This is a genomic window from Amycolatopsis sp. NPDC023774, assembly GCF_040639695.1.
Classification (GTDB): domain Bacteria; phylum Actinomycetota; class Actinomycetes; order Mycobacteriales; family Pseudonocardiaceae; genus Amycolatopsis.
In genome coordinates this window covers 1-16532 of the sequence record NZ_JBFAAJ010000025.1, presented here as the reverse complement: position 1 = coordinate 16532, position 16532 = coordinate 1, and the positions used below count along the sequence as shown (strand labels likewise).

Annotated in this window: 17 protein-coding genes and 1 pseudogene; 10 read left to right on the top strand and 8 right to left on the bottom strand. The window is 69.7% G+C overall.

The annotated features are described in order from the left end of the window. The first annotated feature begins 3 nt into the window (after positions 1-3). The 5 genes from AB0F91_RS35310 to AB0F91_RS35290 all read left to right on the top strand — a co-directional run bounded on the left by AB0F91_RS35310 (position 4) and on the right by AB0F91_RS35290 (position 3728). Positions 4-630, top strand: coding sequence for a TetR/AcrR family transcriptional regulator (locus tag AB0F91_RS35310; protein ID WP_360604745.1), 627 nt, complete (start codon positions 4-6; stop codon positions 628-630). A gap of 154 nt (positions 631-784) precedes the next feature. Beyond that, positions 785-2023, top strand: coding sequence for a cytochrome P450 (locus AB0F91_RS35305; protein WP_360604743.1), 1239 nt, complete (start codon positions 785-787; stop codon positions 2021-2023). Between the two features lie 24 nt (positions 2024-2047). Beyond that, a complete protein-coding gene (locus tag AB0F91_RS35300; protein ID WP_360604741.1) occupies positions 2048-2242 on the top strand; it encodes a ferredoxin in 195 nt (64 codons plus the stop codon). Positions 2243-2375: 133 nt separating this feature from the next. Then, positions 2376-2897, top strand: coding sequence for a hypothetical protein (locus AB0F91_RS35295; RefSeq protein WP_360604739.1), 522 nt, complete (start codon positions 2376-2378; stop codon positions 2895-2897). Between the two features lie 45 nt (positions 2898-2942). Continuing rightward, positions 2943-3728, top strand: a complete 786-nt coding sequence (locus AB0F91_RS35290) for a TetR/AcrR family transcriptional regulator C-terminal domain-containing protein (RefSeq protein WP_360604737.1) — start codon at positions 2943-2945, stop codon at positions 3726-3728. A gap of 1 nt (position 3729) precedes the next feature. On the opposite strand, the pseudogene AB0F91_RS35285 reads toward AB0F91_RS35290, so the two are convergent. The 7 genes and pseudogenes from AB0F91_RS35285 to AB0F91_RS35255 all read right to left on the bottom strand — a co-directional run bounded on the left by AB0F91_RS35285 (position 3730) and on the right by AB0F91_RS35255 (position 11402). Beyond that, a pseudogene (locus AB0F91_RS35285) lies at positions 3730-4480 on the bottom strand (class I SAM-dependent methyltransferase). A gap of 10 nt (positions 4481-4490) precedes the next feature. Continuing rightward, positions 4491-4727, bottom strand: a complete 237-nt coding sequence (locus tag AB0F91_RS35280) for a ferrous iron transport protein A (protein ID WP_360604735.1) — start codon at positions 4725-4727, stop codon at positions 4491-4493. Further along, positions 4724-4948, bottom strand: a complete 225-nt coding sequence (locus AB0F91_RS35275; RefSeq protein WP_360604733.1) for a glutaredoxin domain-containing protein — start codon at positions 4946-4948, stop codon at positions 4724-4726. The genes AB0F91_RS35280 and AB0F91_RS35275 overlap by 4 nt, the downstream gene beginning before the upstream one ends. Continuing rightward, positions 4945-7065: a phage holin family protein gene (locus AB0F91_RS35270; protein WP_360604731.1), complete on the bottom strand. Its 2121-nt coding sequence runs from the start codon at positions 7063-7065 to the stop codon at positions 4945-4947. Before AB0F91_RS35270 ends, AB0F91_RS35275 begins: the two co-directional genes overlap by 4 nt. Beyond that, positions 7062-7655, bottom strand: a complete 594-nt coding sequence (locus AB0F91_RS35265; protein ID WP_360604729.1) for a VTT domain-containing protein — start codon at positions 7653-7655, stop codon at positions 7062-7064. Before AB0F91_RS35265 ends, AB0F91_RS35270 begins: the two co-directional genes overlap by 4 nt. Beyond that, positions 7652-8440, bottom strand: a complete 789-nt coding sequence (locus AB0F91_RS35260) for an MBL fold metallo-hydrolase (RefSeq protein ID WP_360604728.1) — start codon at positions 8438-8440, stop codon at positions 7652-7654. Before AB0F91_RS35260 ends, AB0F91_RS35265 begins: the two co-directional genes overlap by 4 nt. A gap of 727 nt (positions 8441-9167) precedes the next feature. Next, the gene (locus AB0F91_RS35255) at positions 9168-11402 is read right to left on the bottom strand and encodes a germacradienol/geosmin synthase (RefSeq protein WP_360604726.1); all 2235 of its coding nucleotides are present in this window, start codon (positions 11400-11402) and stop codon (positions 9168-9170) included. A 253-nt stretch (positions 11403-11655) separates the two neighbouring features. On the opposite strand from AB0F91_RS35255, the gene AB0F91_RS35250 reads away from it, so the two are divergent. Continuing rightward, positions 11656-11967, top strand: coding sequence for a GNAT family N-acetyltransferase (locus tag AB0F91_RS35250; RefSeq protein ID WP_360604724.1), 312 nt, complete (start codon positions 11656-11658; stop codon positions 11965-11967). Between the two features lie 13 nt (positions 11968-11980). On the opposite strand, the gene AB0F91_RS35245 is transcribed toward AB0F91_RS35250, so the two are convergent. Continuing rightward, positions 11981-12415 (bottom strand): SRPBCC family protein, encoded by a 435-nt coding sequence (locus AB0F91_RS35245; RefSeq protein ID WP_360604722.1) that lies wholly within the window; start codon positions 12413-12415, stop codon positions 11981-11983. A 273-nt stretch (positions 12416-12688) separates the two neighbouring features. On the opposite strand from AB0F91_RS35245, the gene AB0F91_RS35240 reads away from it, so the two are divergent. From AB0F91_RS35240 to AB0F91_RS35225, 4 genes are all read left to right on the top strand, one after another. Next, positions 12689-13705 (top strand): S1 family peptidase, encoded by a 1017-nt coding sequence (locus tag AB0F91_RS35240; RefSeq protein ID WP_360604720.1) that lies wholly within the window; start codon positions 12689-12691, stop codon positions 13703-13705. Positions 13706-13775: 70 nt separating this feature from the next. After that, positions 13776-14630, top strand: coding sequence for a hypothetical protein (locus tag AB0F91_RS35235; RefSeq protein WP_360604718.1), 855 nt, complete (start codon positions 13776-13778; stop codon positions 14628-14630). A 34-nt stretch (positions 14631-14664) separates the two neighbouring features. Beyond that, complete coding sequence (locus AB0F91_RS35230; RefSeq protein ID WP_360604716.1) at positions 14665-15633, top strand: zinc-binding dehydrogenase; 969 nt, start codon at positions 14665-14667, stop codon at positions 15631-15633. A 52-nt stretch (positions 15634-15685) separates the two neighbouring features. After that, entirely contained in the window at positions 15686-16441 is a 756-nt protein-coding gene (locus AB0F91_RS35225; RefSeq protein ID WP_360604714.1) for an SDR family oxidoreductase, read from the top strand. Positions 16442-16532 lie beyond the last annotated feature (91 nt).

The window sequence follows — 16532 nt, the reverse complement described above, 5'->3', positions numbered from 1 at the left end:
CATGTGGCGGAAGAAGTCGAGGTCAGCGCCGGGCGCACCCGGAACAGGTGGGGGGAGGGCGACCGGCTGCGCGGGGAGATCCTCGACGCGGCCAGCCGGCTGCTGTCCGAGCTCGGCGGTGAAGACGGTCTGACGATCCGCGGCGTCGCCCGCGCGGTCGGCATCGCGCCGGCCAGCATCTACCAGCACTTCGCGGACCGCGCGGCGCTCGTCGCGGGCTTGCTCGACTACGAGTTCGCGCGGCTGCGCGCCGCGATGGAGGCGGCCGAGGCGAGCGAGGATCCGGCGGACGTCGTCGGCCGCGTGCGCGCGCTGATCCACGCGTACTGCCGCTTCGCCATGGACAACCCCGGCCACCACCGGCTGATGATGGCCAACGGAGCCACCCGCGCGACTCCCGACGCGTACCCGAAGGGACCGTTGCCCGACCTCATCGGACTGCTCACCGCGGGCTTCGCGCGGTGCGACGCCGCGGGCTTCTCGCTCAGAGTGCCCGCCGAGCGGGCCGGCGTGATCGCGTTCGTCGGCGCCCACGGCCGCGTCGCGCTGTTCCACAACTCCCCCGCGCGGGGCGGGGCCGACTCTGTCATGCCGTTCGTCGACGAGCTCATTTCGCTCGTTTTCGCCTGAGTCACGGGCGTTTTCTCCCGTTTCCCCCCGGCTGTTCTCGGCCGTCCCGGTGATCTTGTCCTCCAAGTTGGCCAACTCTTCACCAGATTGCCTAACATGTGTTCAGTAAGTAGCCGAACAATCGTTTGGTAGCTCTCCGTAGGAGGGATTGTCGATGACGGAGGCCCTCTCGTCCTCGTCGCAAGCCGTGTCCGACGCCCGTGAGCCCGAGTTCCCGATGTCGCGCGGGCGCTGCCCGTTCGACCCGCCGCCCGAGCTCGAACGGCGGCTGCACGACGAGCCGGTGTCCCGCGTCCGGATCTGGGACGGCAGCGAGCCCTGGCTGTTCACGCGGTTCGAAGACGTCCGCGCGCTGCTACGCGACTCGCGCGTCAGCGCCGACACCGACCTGCCGGGCTATCCGCCGCAGGCGCCGGGCGTCGCGGCCCGGCGCAAGCGCGCCAAGGCGTTCATCAGCATGGACGACCCCGACCACGCCCGTCAGCGGCGGATGCTGACCGCCGACTTCATGGTCAAGAAGGTGGAGCGCCTGCGCCCGCGCATCCAGAAGATCGTCGACGAGCTGATCGACGACATGCTGGCCGGGCCGAAGCCTGCGGACCTCGTGCAGGCCTTCGCGCTGCCCCTGCCGTCGCTGGTGATCTGCGAGCTGCTCGGCGTGCCGTACGCCGACCGCGCGCTGTTCCACCGCCTCAGCAAGGTGCTGATCTCGCGGGAGGCGACGCCACAGCAGTCGCTCGACGCGATCGAGGAACTGCTGGCCTACCTCAGCCGGCTGGTGGAGCAGAAGCTGAAGGAACCGGGTGACGACGTGCTGAGCCGTCTCGCGACCGAGCAGGTGGCCACCGGGACCATGACGGCAGACGATGTCGCGGCGATGGGCCAGCTGCTGCTCGTGGCCGGCCACGAGACCACGGCCAACATGATCGCGCTCGGCACCGTGGCGCTGCTGGAGCACCCGGACCAGCTCGACCTCGTGCGCGACGGTGACCCGGCGTTGATCGCCAACGCCGTGGAGGAGCTTCTGCGCTACCTCACGATCGTCCACACGGGACGCCGGCGCGTCGCGCTGGAGGACATGGAGGTCGCCGGGCAGCGGATCCGCAAGGGCGACGGCCTCATCGCCGCTTCGGACGCCGCCAACCGCGATGCCGAGGCCTTCCCCGAGCCGGACAAACTCGACGTGACGCGCAAGGCGCGCCACCACGTTGCGTTCGGCTACGGCGTGCACCAGTGCCTCGGCCAGCCGCTCGCGCGGGTGGAGCTGCAGGTGGTCTACAGCACGCTCTACCGGCGGATCCCGACGCTGAAGCTGGCGGCGCCGTTGGCGGAGCTGGACTTCAAGCACGACATGCTGGTCTACGGCGTGCACTCGCTGCCGGTGACCTGGTGAAACGCTCGCGAAAGGACTGTTGAGATGAAGGTGGTCATCGACCAGGACCGGTGCGTCGGGGCGGGCCAGTGCGTGCTCGCGGCGCCGGAGGTGTTCGACCAGCGCGAGGACGACGGCATCGTCGTGCTGCTGGATGAGAACCCGCCCGAGGACCTGCACGACCAGGTCCGCGAGGCGGCACAGATCTGTCCCGCGCTGGCGATCGAGCTGGCGGGCTAGTTCCGCCCTGGAAGTCCATTGTGGAATCGGTCGGGCGCCACACGGTGGTGTGACGCCCGACCGGGGAATGTCGTGGTCGGCGGGGCGCTGGCTAGGGTGACTCGTCCTGGTTGCCGGGGAAGGGAAACCCGCCGTGTCGCTCCGCCGTTTCGTGTCCGTGCTGATCGCCGCGCCGGCCCTGCTCGCGGCGGCCGCCGTGCCCGCGTCGGCGTCCACCGTGCCGATGCCGCCGTCGCCGCTGCGGTGCGCCGCGGTCGGTGAGGTCGCGGCGGCGCTGGACTCCCGCGTCGAGGCCATCGTCGCAGGGATGGGCGCCAACCCGAACGCCTCGGCGAACCCGGTGGCCACGGCGTTCAACGACGCCACCGCCGGCCTGCCCGCCGCGCCGGCCACGGGCTGCGCGACCGACTCGGCCGCGGCCGACACCGTCGTGCACTCGGTCTTCACGTACGTGCGCGCCGTGAACCGCTTCTCACCCACGCTGACGCCGACGATCAGCCTCGTCGTGGACCCGAGCGTGAGCAACTTCGTGTACGCCGTGCAGACCGCGTCTCCGGGCACCTACACCGACACGTCGCGCGCCATCACGCCGGAAATGCGCGGCGAGCTGCTGCAGGGCAAATACGTGCTGACGGCCACCGCGCTCGGTTTCTGACCCGGGCTTTATGCTGTAAGGAGTCGCCGTCACAGGGGGTTCCACGTGGTCGTCTTCGCCGGGCAAGGGGACGCCCGCCGCTCGATGGAGCTCTTGTGGCGCAAGGACGTCGCGTCTCGTGGCGGCGGACCGGGGCCCAAGCCCGGGCTGAGCGTGGACGCCATCGTGGCGGCGGCCGTGGAAATCGCGGACGCTTCGGGGATGGGCGCGCTGTCCATGCGGGCGGTGGGGGAGCGGCTGGGCCGCACGGCGATGGCGCTGTACACATACGTGCCGGGCAAGACCGAGCTCATCGACCTCATGTACGACCAGACGCTGACCGAGCTGCGCGACGACCACGACCTGTCCGGCGGCTGGCGCCCGGCGGTGGTCGCTCTGGCGCGGGAGCTCTGGGACTTCCACCTGCGGCACCCCTGGTTGCTGCAGGTTTCCCACGCCCGGCCGGTGCTGGGGCCGGGGGAGTTCCGCATGCAGCAGCTGGTGTTGCGGGTTCTCTTCGCGACCGGTCTGCCTGCCTCGCGGGTGCGGTGGATCGTCGGCGTCTTGCTCAACACGGTGCGCGGTTCGGTGCAGATCGCCGCCGAATCGCGGCAGGCCGTCCGCGAGACAGGACTGTCCGAAGAGGACTGGTGGTTCTCGCGGGCCGCGGTGCTGAGGGAGCTGGTACCGGATTTGGTCTCGCGGTATCCGTTGGTGGGCCGGTTGGGTTCGGAGCAGCCGCCGGTTCCTTCGGACGAGCCGTACCTCGAACGAGAGGCCCGGCTGAGCCTGGAGTCGGGCCTGGACCTCCTCCTGGACGGCATCGAGGCGGCTATCGCCCGAGAGGGCTGATTCAGGGTTTGCGAGCTTCGATCAGGAACCGCGTGGTGGTGGCGACGAAGGGGCCGTCCTGCAGGCGGCCGTGGAGGGCGCGCAGCCGGGGCAGGTAGGCCTCGACCGTGAAGCCCGGGACCATCCAGATCACCTTGCGCAGGAAGTAGATCACCGCGCCGATGTCGAAGAACTCGGTGCGTAGTTCTTCGAAGCGCAGGTCGACGACGTCCAGGTCGGCGCGTGCGGCGGCGGCGCGGGCGAGGTCGGGGTGGCGCCCGCGCCGGAGGGGAAGGCGGCTGGGGGCCCAGGAAGTGTTCGACGAGCTCGAAGACGCTGGCCGGGCCGACTTGCTGCGCCAGGTACGTGCCGCCGGGGCGCAGGACGCGGGCGATCTCGTCCCACCACACGGTGACGGGGTGGCGGCTGATGACCAGGTCGAACGAATCGGTGAGGAACGGCAGAGGCGGCTCGTCGGTGTCGGCGACGACGGTCGCGCCACGGGGGTGCCACAAGGTGGCCGCTTTGGTCAGGTTCGGGGGCCACGATTCCGTGGCGACGGTGAGCGGCGGCAGCGCAGAAACTCCGGCGAGGACTTCGCCGCCGCCGGTTTGGATGTCCAAAGCGGACTGCGCGGCGGCGAGCCGGGTGCCGATCAGGCGTTGGTAGCCCGACGACGGGCGTTGCTCGGTGGCGCGGCCATCGAGCCAGGAGAAATCCCAGCCCGCCACGGAAACGGAGGTTGCCTCAGCCACCACCTCGTCGAAAGACACGCGCCGATCGTCACGAATCCCCGGGCGGCGGGCCACTCGATTTCGGACGACGGCGCGCTGGCGCCGGTGGCACGGGCTTGGCGGCGACCACCGCCTCCAGTGGCACCACCACGAGGCCGCGCTTCGTTTCCACCGTGCAGGAAGAAGAATCCCGGTCCCGCAGCTCACCGAGGGCGTCCGTGAAGCCGCCCTCGACGCGGTAGCGGACCACGACGCGGGTGCCCAGCGGCAGGTCCAGCAGGATCACAGGCGTGCCGCGAGTTCGTCGTCCGACGGTTCCACGAGGTGGGTGCCGTCGGCGAAGACGATGGTCGGGATGCGGCGCGTGCCTTCCTGCAGGGAGCGCACCAGTTCCTCGGCGGCGGGGTCCGCCTCGACGTCCACGTAGTCGTACGCCACGCCGCGGGAGTCGAGCAGCGCACGGCTGCGTTTGACGTCCGGGCACCAGCTCGCGCCGTACACGATCATGAAGCCACCTCCGAAACCACCGAAGTCTTTTCCTCCGCAGGCACCCCGTGGCCGAGGAACGTCAGCCAGCCGCGGAACACGTGGTGGACCGCTTCCGCGCCGACCGGCTCGCCGGGCGCCGGGAACGAGCGCGGGTGGAGGATGAAGCCGCGCTGCTGCGGGCCGCCGAGGGCGCCGTGCGACCCGACGTGCCGCTCGAAGGGCGACGACTGGTCCGATTCCGGGTCGTAGCGGCTGTTGATCATGATGTCCGCGCAGTGCGGGAAGGTGTCGACGCGCTTCACCAGCTCGTCGGCGTACGGGCCGTAGTCCGCCAGCGGGTCTTGGCCGATGACGACGCCCGTCGCGAGCCGCTTCAAGCCGTCGCGCCCGAGGACGACGGGGCCGAACTCCGAGCTGTGCACCAGCATGAACCCGACGCCGTCGTGGTCGACCAGCGTCGGCAGCAGGTCCGGGTACTCGCGCTCGATCGTCTCCAGGTTCACGCGGCCCTCGTGCTCGGTGAACGACACCATCGCCAGGTGCCCGGACACCACGCAGACCACACCGGGCGCCACGCGCGTGACCTCGCCGGGCGAGCCGCTCGTGGTGCGCGGCCGGTTCTCGGCGCACTCGGCGTCTTCGACGCGAGAGCGCAGCCGGCGCGCGATCAGGCCGCCGGTGATGGTCGCCTCGGCGAGCGCTGCGTTGACCTGCCAGCTCTCGGCCTGCCGCCGTTTGCCGTGCTCGGCCACGGGCGCGCCGCCGCACAGCCGGCCGACCAGGGCTTCCATGGTTTCGCCGAACCGGTCGACGAACGCCTGGCCCTGGGTCTGGCCGTGGTCCGACAGCCCGACGATGTGGTAGCGCCGCGGCGCGATGCGGCTCGTGCGCAGCAGCCGCGCGAACTGCTGGTCGATCGAGCGCAGCACCTCCAGCGTGTCGAAGCGCTCGATGCCGGAGTGGTGCGCGACCTCGTCGTAGCCGAGGAAGTCCGCGTACACCACGGGCCGGCCTGCGAGCATGTCGCCGATGATCGCGGAGACGACCACGTCGCGCGCGATCACCGTGGTGCCCGGGCGCGCGAGCGGGTAGAAGCCGCCGCGCGGGATCCGCGGCACCACGCCGGCACGCCGCTGCTTCGCCGCCGCCGACAGCTCGCGGAACACGTCGATGAGCGCGACGCCGAACGTCCGCAGCACGTTGACCGGGTTCGCGAAGTAGGCGCGGTAGCCGGCGCCGACGGAGTCGTGGCGCGGGCCGCGGACCTTGCGCGGCACGAGGACCGGGATGGAGCTCATCGTGAGGCTCACGTGCTCGGCGTCGCCGGAGAACAGGTTGCCGTGGCTGGCGCCGTCTCCCGCGAGCAGGCCGCGCCCGTTGGTGTGGCGGCGCTCGATCTCGGCGGCGTCGCTCGGGTGTGCGCACGCCATCACGTGGTCGCGGTCCTTCTCGTACCAGCGGAACCCGAGGATGTCGTGGTTGGAGCCGTGGAGGATGCCGCACACGCTCGCGCCGGTCTGCGAGCTCCAGTCGGTGTGCCAGCGCGTGAGCGAATGCGTGCCCTCCGACAGCCACGAGGCGAACGTCGGCATGTCCCCGTCCCGGACGGCGCGGCGCACGGTGTCGTAGCCCAGGCCGTCGATCTGGAGGAAGACGACGCCGGGTGGTTCCTCGGCGAGGTGCTCGCCGGGCGCGTGCTTGCGCCGGCGGCGCGCCGCGCGGCGGAAGAAGATCTCGTCCTCGTCCACGGCGAGCGCGCTCGAGATGAGCGCGCCGACGGCCGACATCACCACCGTGATGATCACCGCCGTCCCGAACCCGGACAGCTCGACGCCGGGCACGGCCTGCAGGATCGCCAACGTCGCCGCGCCCAGCAGCAGGTACGTGCCCACGCCGAGCGTGAAATACGCGATCGGCCACGCGACCCGCACCACCCACGGCCACACCACGGACGTGAGTAGGCCGAGGATCAGCGCGCACACCGTGGGCTGCCACCACGACCGCATGCTGAACCCGTCGAGCCACATGTCGAGCAGCCGCAACGCGCCCGTCACCGCGGCCCACACCAGCACCACGCGGGCGACGACCCGGCCGCCGCCCAGCAGGCGCCCCTTCGACGGAGCGGGTGTCGTCACTGATGTCCTCCAGTCCGTTCGGCCGCCCGCGCGCGCAACTTGCTGATCACCGTCAACAACACGGTCACCAGCAGCACGAGCACGGTGGCCAGCAGCGTGGCGATCAACGGCGAATCGAAGATGCCGCCGCTCAGGATGCCGAGCAGAGAATAGGCAATGGCCCACAACACGCAGGCCACGAACCCCGCCGGCAGCAGCTTGCGCCACGGGTAGCCCAGCGTGCCGGCGGCCAGCAGCACCGGGATGCGCCCGGCCGGCACGAGCCTTCCGATGACGACGAGCTGCCAGCCCCGGCGCGCGAACTGCTCCCGCCCCTTGGCCAGCCGTTCGGCCTGCTGGCGCTTCTCCACCCACCGCAGCAGCGGTTCGCTCCCGAACCGGGGCACGGCGAACGTCAGCACGTCCCCGAGATACGCGCCCGCGATCGCCAGCAGAATGACCAGGGGCAGCGACAGGTGATCCGTCGTCGTCGCGACGGCCGCCCCCGCACCCACCAACGCTCCCGTCGGCACGATCGGGATCACCGACCCCAGCAGGACCCCGCCGAACAGCGCCGGGTAGCCGATCGCCGACGGGTCCGACCAGTTCACGCCCGTTCCTCGGGGGCGGGCAAGGTCACTTCGGCGCCGGGCCGCGTGATCAGGACGTCCGTCGGCAGGCCCGCTTCGACCACGTGCTCGTTGAACGTTTCCGGTGGTTCCAGGAGGAGCTTCTTCATCTGCTTCGTCAGGTGGATTCCGGGCACGGCCAGCGTGCCCCAATGGACGGGAACGACCGCCGCGGCCTTGACCAGCCCCGCTGCGACGGCGGCCCGCTCGGGGGTGAGGTGCCCGGGGCCGAGGTTGGGACCCCATCCCCAGACAGGGAGCAGGGCCACGTCCACCGGGCCGAGTTGCTTCATGCCTTCGAAGAGGTCCGTGTCTCCGGCCGAGTAGACCCTGGTGCCGCCCGCTTCGAGGAGGTGGCCGAGCGCTGGGCTCTGCGGCCCGTGGGTGAGCCGTGGTCCCCAACGGTGCCCGGAGTGGACCGCTTCCGTCGCGGTGATCCGGAGGTCACCGTCGTGGACGGTTTCTCCGGGGGCGATTTCTTCGACGTTGTGGACTCCGTGCTTCGTGAGCCACCAACCCGCGCCTCTCGGGACGACGATCCGCGCCTTGCTGAGCAGTCGCAGAGAGGGAAGATGCAGGTGGTCGCCATGCAGGTGAGAGATGAGGACGGTGTCCACTTCGGCCCAGGCGGACGAATCGGGCAGCGGGACCACCCGCGTCAACGGCCCGACACGTTTTGTGAGTACCGGGTCCGTCAGCACCACCCGTCCACCGAGCTCCACTCGCGTCGTCGCGTGGCCGAGGAAGTGCAGGTTCAAGCCTCTCACGCCTCGAGTATCACCTGAGGAGGGCGAAAACGCCCGGAGGAGTGGTGGGTCGCACCCTGATCGGGTCGATCTTGGGCACTGTTGCTGCCTGGCGCGACTTCGCTATACAGCTCGTCCACCTGCGCAGACGCCCGGAGGGACGGGGTTCCCATCCGGCCAACGGTCACCTTCCCAACCGTCACGCAGCCCAACCATCCACCGGGCGCACCGGCACGACGGCCAACCATCTGCCCAATGGTCACCGATCGGCAGACACGACTCCCAACCCAACCGCCTGACAAAGCCGTCGGTTTCTCCGGCTGACCTTCCCCCGGCCGGCCCCCGGCGAAGCACTTTCTTCTACGGGACTTGCTTTGTGTCAAGGTACTCTTTCCGGCCTTGACGCAAAGCAAGTCCCGTAGAACCATTGAGCGCAGCGGGGCTAGCCATCTGCATCGTATTTTAATATTTTCCGTTTAAAAGGCCAAAAGGTCAAAAGATTAATTGCACATGGCTCCCCGAAGTTTCAATTGTCACGACGGCTCGGGGTAGCTTGTCAAGGCGGGAAAGAGTACCTTGACAAGCTACCCCGAGCCGTGTTGGTTCACCTTCGTCGGGGGCCGGCCGGGGAAAGGTCGGGGGTTGGTTGGAGAGATCTTGGGTTGCGGGGACCCGCCGTCTGTTGGGGAGATGGGGTTGGCCGTCGGATAGTGGGGGGGTTGGCAGTAGGTGGTTGGCCTGGGGTGGGTTACCTGGCGGCTGGGAGGATGGAAGGAATCCGCAGTGCGCCTGTGCCGGGGCCTGTCGGGCCTGTCGAGAAGGCAGGTGTGGCGGGCGCTTCCTCCGGCACGCCGGGGCGGCGGCGGATTTCTTCTTCCGTGTACCTGGCGCAACGTTCGTGCCAGTTCAAGATCCCTGCCATCCAGTCCTTCAGTTCGTCCGTGTAAGCCGTCAGTGCGGCCCGGATGTCGTTGTCGAGGGAGAAGTCCGAGAACAGGCCTGGCAGCCCGACCTCGACGGCGTGCTCGAATTCCTTCATGCGGGCGGTCATCAGATCATTGACAATGTCAAACGCCGTCTGCTCGTCCACGTCCAGGAAGTTGCGTACCACCAGTACCGAGTTGTGGAGCTCGCCTTCGTACTGGATTTCCTTCTTGTACGAGAAAACATCGTTCAGCAGGCAAGCGTAATCCATGGCCGAGTGTTCGATGGCCTGGATGGTCCGGGTTCGGTAGATCTTCGGCGGTACCAAGCGCCCGTGGGAAATGCGGGACAGGCTCATCGTCAGGTCCGAGCCGAAAGTCTTGCGCCGCATCTCGACGTAGTCGATCGGGTCCGGAATTCGGTTCTCGGCCTGGTTGGCCAGTTCCCAGAGCCAGCTCTCGCACATGTCGACAACTGACTTGCGGAAGGCGTGGCGCGATTCCAGGCTCATCGGCCCGGCGGTCCGCAGCCAGAGGTCGGCGAGGCCGGTCTCCAACGCACCGTCGGCAACGGGCATGGGCTCGTCCTCGAGGGGCATGAAGAGCTTGAAGCGTTCCGTCGCCACCTTCGCCGCAGCGAGGTTCCGGGTGGCCCCGAAGACCACCGGGTAGTAGTCGTCCCCGTAGGTGCCCCAGGCGAGCCAAGCGCTGGTCAGGTCCAGTTCCTCGGGGGAAGCGTCCGGGTGGATGCCGGCCGCGCACAGGGGGAGGTCCATGGCCCGCATCTTGTGGTCGTCCCAGACCACGCCGTCGAGGAAGCCCATGCAGGTGCACCACTCGGCCAGGTGGTCGCGGGCGGCGGCCAGGTGGGGGCTCAGGCGGAGCTTGAACGGCATGTGGATCTCGGGCCGGACGATCGGGCCCACGATCTCGTGCGGCTGGTGGGAGAAGGAGCGCAATCGCTGGGGAGTGGTGCCCACCAGCGAGGAGAAGATCCGCGCGGCCGAGGTGCCCAAGCCGGTCGGGCCGCGCAGCAGTTCAGGTCCGCCGCGCGAGTCGAGGGCGCCTTCGTTCATGTAGCGGCTGGAGCGCAGGTGCCATTCGTGGCCGCCGGACTGCCAGTCCTGAAGGCCCTTGACGTAGGCGAAGGTCTCGGCGCGGCCGGACGGATCGACTGCGTGTTCGTCGAAGAGGGCCGGCACCTCGGTGAGGGCGGTGTGTTCGAACTGGTGCAGCCGGGACGTGAGGAGGTCGTTGACGGCGTCGGCCGCCTCCTGGGTGGTGCAGCCGAGGAACTTCTCGAAGACGAGCACGCCGTTGGAAAGCTCGCCTTCGTCTTCGACCTCGCGTTGGTAGGAGAACAGGTCGTTGCGGAGGTGGACGGCGTCGGCGAAACAGTCGCGCAGGACTTCCATGGGGCGGGAGGCGGCGATGGCGTCGGGGACTTCGGCGTGGACCGAGTGCTCGATGAGGTTCGCGGACCAGGGCGCACCGCCGACTTTGCGCCGCATTTCGATGTACTCGATGGGGTTGGAGACGCGGCCTTCGTTGATGTTGGCGAGTTCCCACAGGGACTCGTCCAGCAGGTTGCGCGTGCTTTCGACGAACCTGCGGCGCCAGCCCTGCGAGCGATGCGGGACGGTGCGGTTCCACAGGTCCTCGAGCCCGCGCTCCACGGGGTTCTCCGCGGTCGCCGTGATGGCGCCCGTGACCGGCATGAACAGGGCGATGCGGTCGAGGTAGGCGCGGGCGCTGTCGATGTCGCCGGTGCGCTTGAACAGCTCCAGGAAGTGGTCGTCGAAGTAGAAGACCCAGACGTACCAGTCGGTGATGAGGTCGAGCTCCGTCGCGCCGGCGTCCGGGTGGGTGTAGGCGCACAACAGCGCGTAGTCGTGGGAGTCGAAGTCGTGTTCGTCCCAGATCACGGTGCCGTGCTGGGGGACGTCGATCATGTCCATCGTGTACGCCCACGCCTTGCTGTGCTCCCGCGCACCTTCGATGTGCGGGTTCAGCCGGGCCGGGTAGGGCATGTAGAACTCGGGCAGAGCGAACGGCTGCACAGCGCGGTCCTGGCCTTCCCAGTGGTGGTCACCGACCCGGAGAATCAACCAAACGCGCCCGGCGTCCCGGAAGGTCCGCGCAGGCGTTCCACCCGATCGCTCGCACCGTGTAGCCCGGGCGGCCCAGCCCGGATCACGCCTGAGTCGTTTCTCTGGCCGCCGCGTCATTCTTCGGTGAAGATCAACGGGCGTCGGGGAAGTACGGCAAGCTGTCCGACGTTGACCTGAACGCCCAGACTTCGAGGAGCGACGAATGAGCGACGAGACCCGCGTGGTCCGCAACGACGAGAAGCACCGTTACGAGGTGTACGCGGACGACCAGCTGGCCGGCTTCACGCAGTACCTCCTGCGCGGCGACCAGACGGTGTTCACCCACACCGAGATCGACAAGGCCTTCGGCGGCCGCGGCCTGGGCACCACGCTGGCCACGTACGCGCTCGACGACGTCGTGGCCAACGGTGGGGTGATCGTGCCGGTTTGCCCGTTCATCGCGGCGTTCCTGCGCAAGCACACCGGCTACGAGGACCACGTCCAGTGGCCGGAAGGCACTTCCGCCGCGCAGTAAGTCCTTTGTGGACTTAGCCGAGCCGCTCGGCGAGGACGCCCGCGCGGGCGAGCTGCACCGCGCGGGCCCGTGAAGTGGCGAAGCGAAGCAGGCCCGGCGGCGTGTGCAGCCGCAGCGTATCGGTGACGCGCGTGCCGCCGCCGTCGGGCTCGAGGTCGAACCGGTAACCCATCCGCACGCCGCCGGGCGACACCACGTCGCCGTGGACGGCCGCCGAGCCGGTGGTGCGGAGCGTGACGACGATCGGGTTGTCGTGGCGCAGAAAACCGAAGAAGCGGAACCGCTCCACCGCGGTGTACCGCGTCAGCCCCTCTTCCTGTGCGACGTCGCGCACCGCCACCACCAGCGGTGACAAGCCGACGTAGTTCGAAGGCTCCGCCAGGTGGGCGACGACGTCCGCGGGCGGTGCGGCCACGGTGAACGTGTGGCTCAGCTCGGTGTCGGGCACGCGCCGACCTTAACCGGGAGCTCCGCCCCGCGATGGTCTCGTGGCGTCCAATGGGCGACCGGTCCCGGTGAACGGTGCGGTCACACGGCTGTTTGGCCTACTGTGCCTGCGCCGAACGGGTGTGTCCAGTCCGATTTGCCCGGCTGGCTTGGTTATTAACCAACCTTCGTCGGTAGCGCGTTGGTTTCCTGGAAACAAAAGTGAGGGAAGTCGCACCGTGGTCGCGCGAGCCGTTCGCGCAGGATCCGTCCAGCTCAACTGGAGGAAGAGTCGATGACTTCCCGGAAAACGTTCGTCGCCGGTTTCACCGTGTTCTCGGCGGCGGCGCTCACCGCCGGCCTTTGCGTGAACGCCGCTTCGGCCAGCCCGCTCGCCTTCGCGCAGATGCAGGCCCAGGCCATCACGCAGGCGACGCAGGTCGTCGACAGCCTCGGACTGTCGGGCGGTGGCATCTACCTCGACAACGGCAAGGCCATCGTCAACGTCACCGACGCGGCCGCCCAGCAGAAGGCCGAGGCTGCCGGCTTCGCCACGAAGCTGGTGAAGCACAGCTTCGCCGCGCTGACCAACGCCAAGAACTCCCTCGACGCCGTGCAGAACGTGCCGCAGACCGCGTGGGGCATCGACACCAAGAACAACCAGGTCGTCGTGAAGATCTACGACGCGGCCTCGAAGGCCACCGTCGACAAGGTCACCGCGGCCGCCGCGAAGCTGGGCGACTCCGCCCGCATCGAGCACCGCGCCGGCAAGCTGTCGACCTACATCGCCGACGGCGACTCGATCAACAACGGCCAATTCACCTGCTCCCTCGGCTTCAACGTCACCCGTGGCGGCGAGCCGATGATGCTCACGGCCGGCCACTGCACCAACGAGGGCGGCACCTGGTCGGGCGGCGACGTCTCCGGCGCCCGCGTGGTCGAGAGCGACTGCCCGGGTGCGGACTCCGGCCTGCTGACCCGCCCGAACGGCTCGGGTGACGGTGCCATCAACACCGGCCAGATCATCAGCAGCGCCGGCACGCCGACCGTCGGCGAGCAGATCCAGAAGCAGGGCCAGACCACCGGGGGCGGCAGCGGCGAGGTCACCTCGGTCGACGAGTCCGTGAACTTCGACGTGGGCGTGCTCAACCACGAGTTCGGCACCACCGCGCACACCGACCACGGTGACTCGGGCGGCCCGGCGTACGACGGCTCGAAGGGCCTCGGCACCCTGTCCGGCGGCGACACCGTGACCAGCTACTTCTACCCGCTCACCCTCGAGCTGCAGTCCTACGGGCTCGAGCTCGCCTGACAATCGAGCTACGGAAGGCCCCTCCACTCATCGGGTGGAGGGGCCTTCTGGCGTGCGTACGCTGATCGCCATGGAGCCGAATTCGAGCCTGGCCAGGCGGTTCTGGGTCGCGCTGGAGCCGCTGCACGCCGTCGTCTACTTCGCGCCGGAACCCGCCGCAGCGGCCAAGGAAGTGGGCCTGCGCGGCTGGTGGATGGGGTACTTCGCGGGCCGCGCGGCGCCACTGGGCCCGATCGGCCCGGGGCCGGTCACGTCGATGTTCTACGGCTTCGCACCCGGGATGGTGGCGCGCGCCCTGCCCGACGCGTGGACGTTCGCGAAGCCGGAAGACGTGCTGCAGAGCCGGATTCTCGCGGTGGAAACCGCTCTGGCGCGGTTGCTGCCGCCGGGTTCCGCGGTCGACGAACTGACCGGGCTGCTCGAACGCGCCGTCGCCGGCTGCCGGTTCGACGGCCGGCCGCTCGCCGCCGCGTGGGCCTCGGCCGACCGTCCCGATCGTCCGCTCGCCCGCCTCTGGCTCGCCACCTGTGCCCTGCGGGAACACCGCGGCGACGGCCACGTGCTCGCCGGCGTCTCCTCCGGGCTGTCCGGCCTCGACGCGAGCCTCACCCACATCGCCGCCGGCGCCACGACGCGCGAGCTCGTCCAGCGCGCCCGCGGCTGGACCGACGAAGAGTGGGCCGACTCGGCAGCCCGCCTGCTTTCTCGCGGCCTGCTCGATTCCGCCGGCCGCCTCACGGCGAGCGGCGCCGCCGTCCGCCGTGACGTCGAGGAGATGACCGACCGCCTGGCCACCGACCCGCTCGACGCACTCGGCCCGGACGCCGTGGACCGCGTCCTGGAGCTGGCCGAACCCCTCAGCCGCGCGATCGTCGACGCGGGTGGCCTGCCGATCCCGAACCCGATGGGTGCCGTCCGGCCCTGAAAACCGGGGTCGGACCGCTGGTAGCTTCGCGTGGGTGAAGGCTGCGTTCGTCGAGAAGCCCGGCCCGGTCGAGCAAATCCGCTTCGGCGAGCTCCCCGATCCCGTGCCGGCGCTCGGTGAGGTGCTTGTCGACGTCGTCGCGAGCAGTGTGAATCCGGTGGACACGTTTGTGCGCAACGGGATGTGGCCGGTGCCGGGGCCGTGGCCGCTCGTGCTGGGGCGCGATTTCGTCGGCCACGTCGTGGACTCGGCGAACGGCTTCGCGGCCGGGGAAACGGTGTGGGGCAACAGCCTCGGCCACGGCGGGCGGCAGGGCGCGGCGGCCGAGCGGGTTGCCGTCGCGGCGGATCGGTTGTACCGGCTGCCCGCCGGAGTGGATCCGTTCGACGCTGTCGCCACGGTGCACCCCGCGGCCACGGCGTATCTGGCGTTGTTCACGCACGGTGGGCTGCGCGCCGGGCAGACCGTGCTGGTCGTCGGTGGTGGCGGCAACGTCGGGACCGCGTTGATCGAGCTCGCCGCCGCGGCGGGTGCGCGCGTGGTGGCCACGGCGTCGGCGGCGGATCTGGACCACTGCGTGACTCGCGGGGCCGATGTGGCTCTGGACTACCGCAAGACCGAGCTGCCGGACGGCATCGACCTCTACGTGGACACCTCCGGCACCAACGACCTCGAGACCGCCGTGGCGCACCTGGCGTTCCGTGGCCGGATCGTGCTGCTCGCGGGACCGCGCAGCCGGCCGGTGCTGCCCGCGGGCGAGCTGTACCTCAACGACCAGTCCGTGGTCGGGTTCGTCATCTCCCGGGCGACGGCCGCCGAACTGGCCGACGCGGCGGTGGCGCTGAACGAGCGCTTCGGCGCCGGCGGTCTGCGCCCGCGCGCGGTGGAGCGGGTGCCGCTGGCCGAAGCCGCCGACGCGCACGGCCGCATGGAACGTGGTGAGCTGCACGGGCGCCGGATCGTGCTCGTCGTGCGAAACGTCGGAGATCCTGTCGATTCCTGAGCACCTCGTTCGACGCACGGGTGGAAGCAGAAGCCCGACGAACGGAGAGCCCATGCTGCTCGAAGGAAAGAACGCAGTGGTCTACGGCGGTGGCGGAGCGATCGGTGGCGCCATCGCGCGCGCGTTCGCCGACGAGGGCGCACGCGTCTTCCTCGCCGGCCGCACCCGCGCCAAGCTCGACAAGGTCGCCGACGAGATCCGCGCGGCGGGCGGGCGCGCCGACGTCGAAGAGCTCGATGCCCTGGACGAGCAGGCCGTCGACGAGCACGCCGACGCCGTGGTCGCCGCCGGCGGCAGCCTCGACATCTCGGTCAACGTCATCACCCACGGCGACGTGCAGGGCACCCCGCTGCTCGAGATGTCCCTGGCCGACTACGAACAACCCGTGGTCACCGCGGTGCGCACGACGTTTCTCACCATGCGCGCGGCCGGCCGCCACATGAAGCGCCAGCGCGGCGGCGTCGTGCTCGTCTTCGGCGGCGACGGGGATCCGGTGCGCACCCACCCGGTCGGCGGCCTGCAGGTGGCGTTCGCCGCGCTCGAGGCCATGCGCCGGCAACTCGCCGCGGAGCTGGGCGGCTACGGCGTCCGCACCGTCACGCTGCGGTCCGGTGGCGTGCCCGAATCGCTCCCCGCGGATTTCGCGCACGCCGAGGCGGTCACGGATGAGATCGCGAAGACCACCATGCTCGGCCGGCCCGCGACGCTCGCCGACGTCGGCGCGGTGGCCGCGTTCGTGGCCTCCGATCGCGCCCGCACCATGACCGCCGCGACGGCCAACATCAGCTGCGGCGCACTCGTGGACTAGTGGTCGCGCCTGTTAGTTGGTCGGGGGTTCGATCCAGGCGGTGTGGTCGTTGAGGTAGAGGCCGCAGGCACAGTCGAGGGCTTCCTCGGGT

Bases quoted from the DNA above. Each gene is read 5' to 3' on its own strand.
- AB0F91_RS35305 (WP_360604743.1), top strand. From the start codon at position 785: ATGACGGAGGCCCTCTCGTCCTCGTCGCAAGCCGTGTCCGACGCCCGT.
- AB0F91_RS35300 (WP_360604741.1), top strand. From the start codon at position 2,048: ATGAAGGTGGTCATCGACCAGGACCGGTGCGTCGGGGCGGGCCAGTGC.
- AB0F91_RS35275 (WP_360604733.1), bottom strand. From the start codon at position 4,948: ATGATCGTGTACGGCGCGAGCTGGTGCCCGGACGTCAAACGCAGCCGT.
- AB0F91_RS35250 (WP_360604724.1), top strand. From the start codon at position 11,656: ATGAGCGACGAGACCCGCGTGGTCCGCAACGACGAGAAGCACCGTTAC.
- AB0F91_RS35240 (WP_360604720.1), top strand. From the start codon at position 12,689: ATGACTTCCCGGAAAACGTTCGTCGCCGGTTTCACCGTGTTCTCGGCG.
- AB0F91_RS35235 (WP_360604718.1), top strand. From the start codon at position 13,776: ATGGAGCCGAATTCGAGCCTGGCCAGGCGGTTCTGGGTCGCGCTGGAG.
- AB0F91_RS35225 (WP_360604714.1), top strand. From the start codon at position 15,686: ATGCTGCTCGAAGGAAAGAACGCAGTGGTCTACGGCGGTGGCGGAGCG.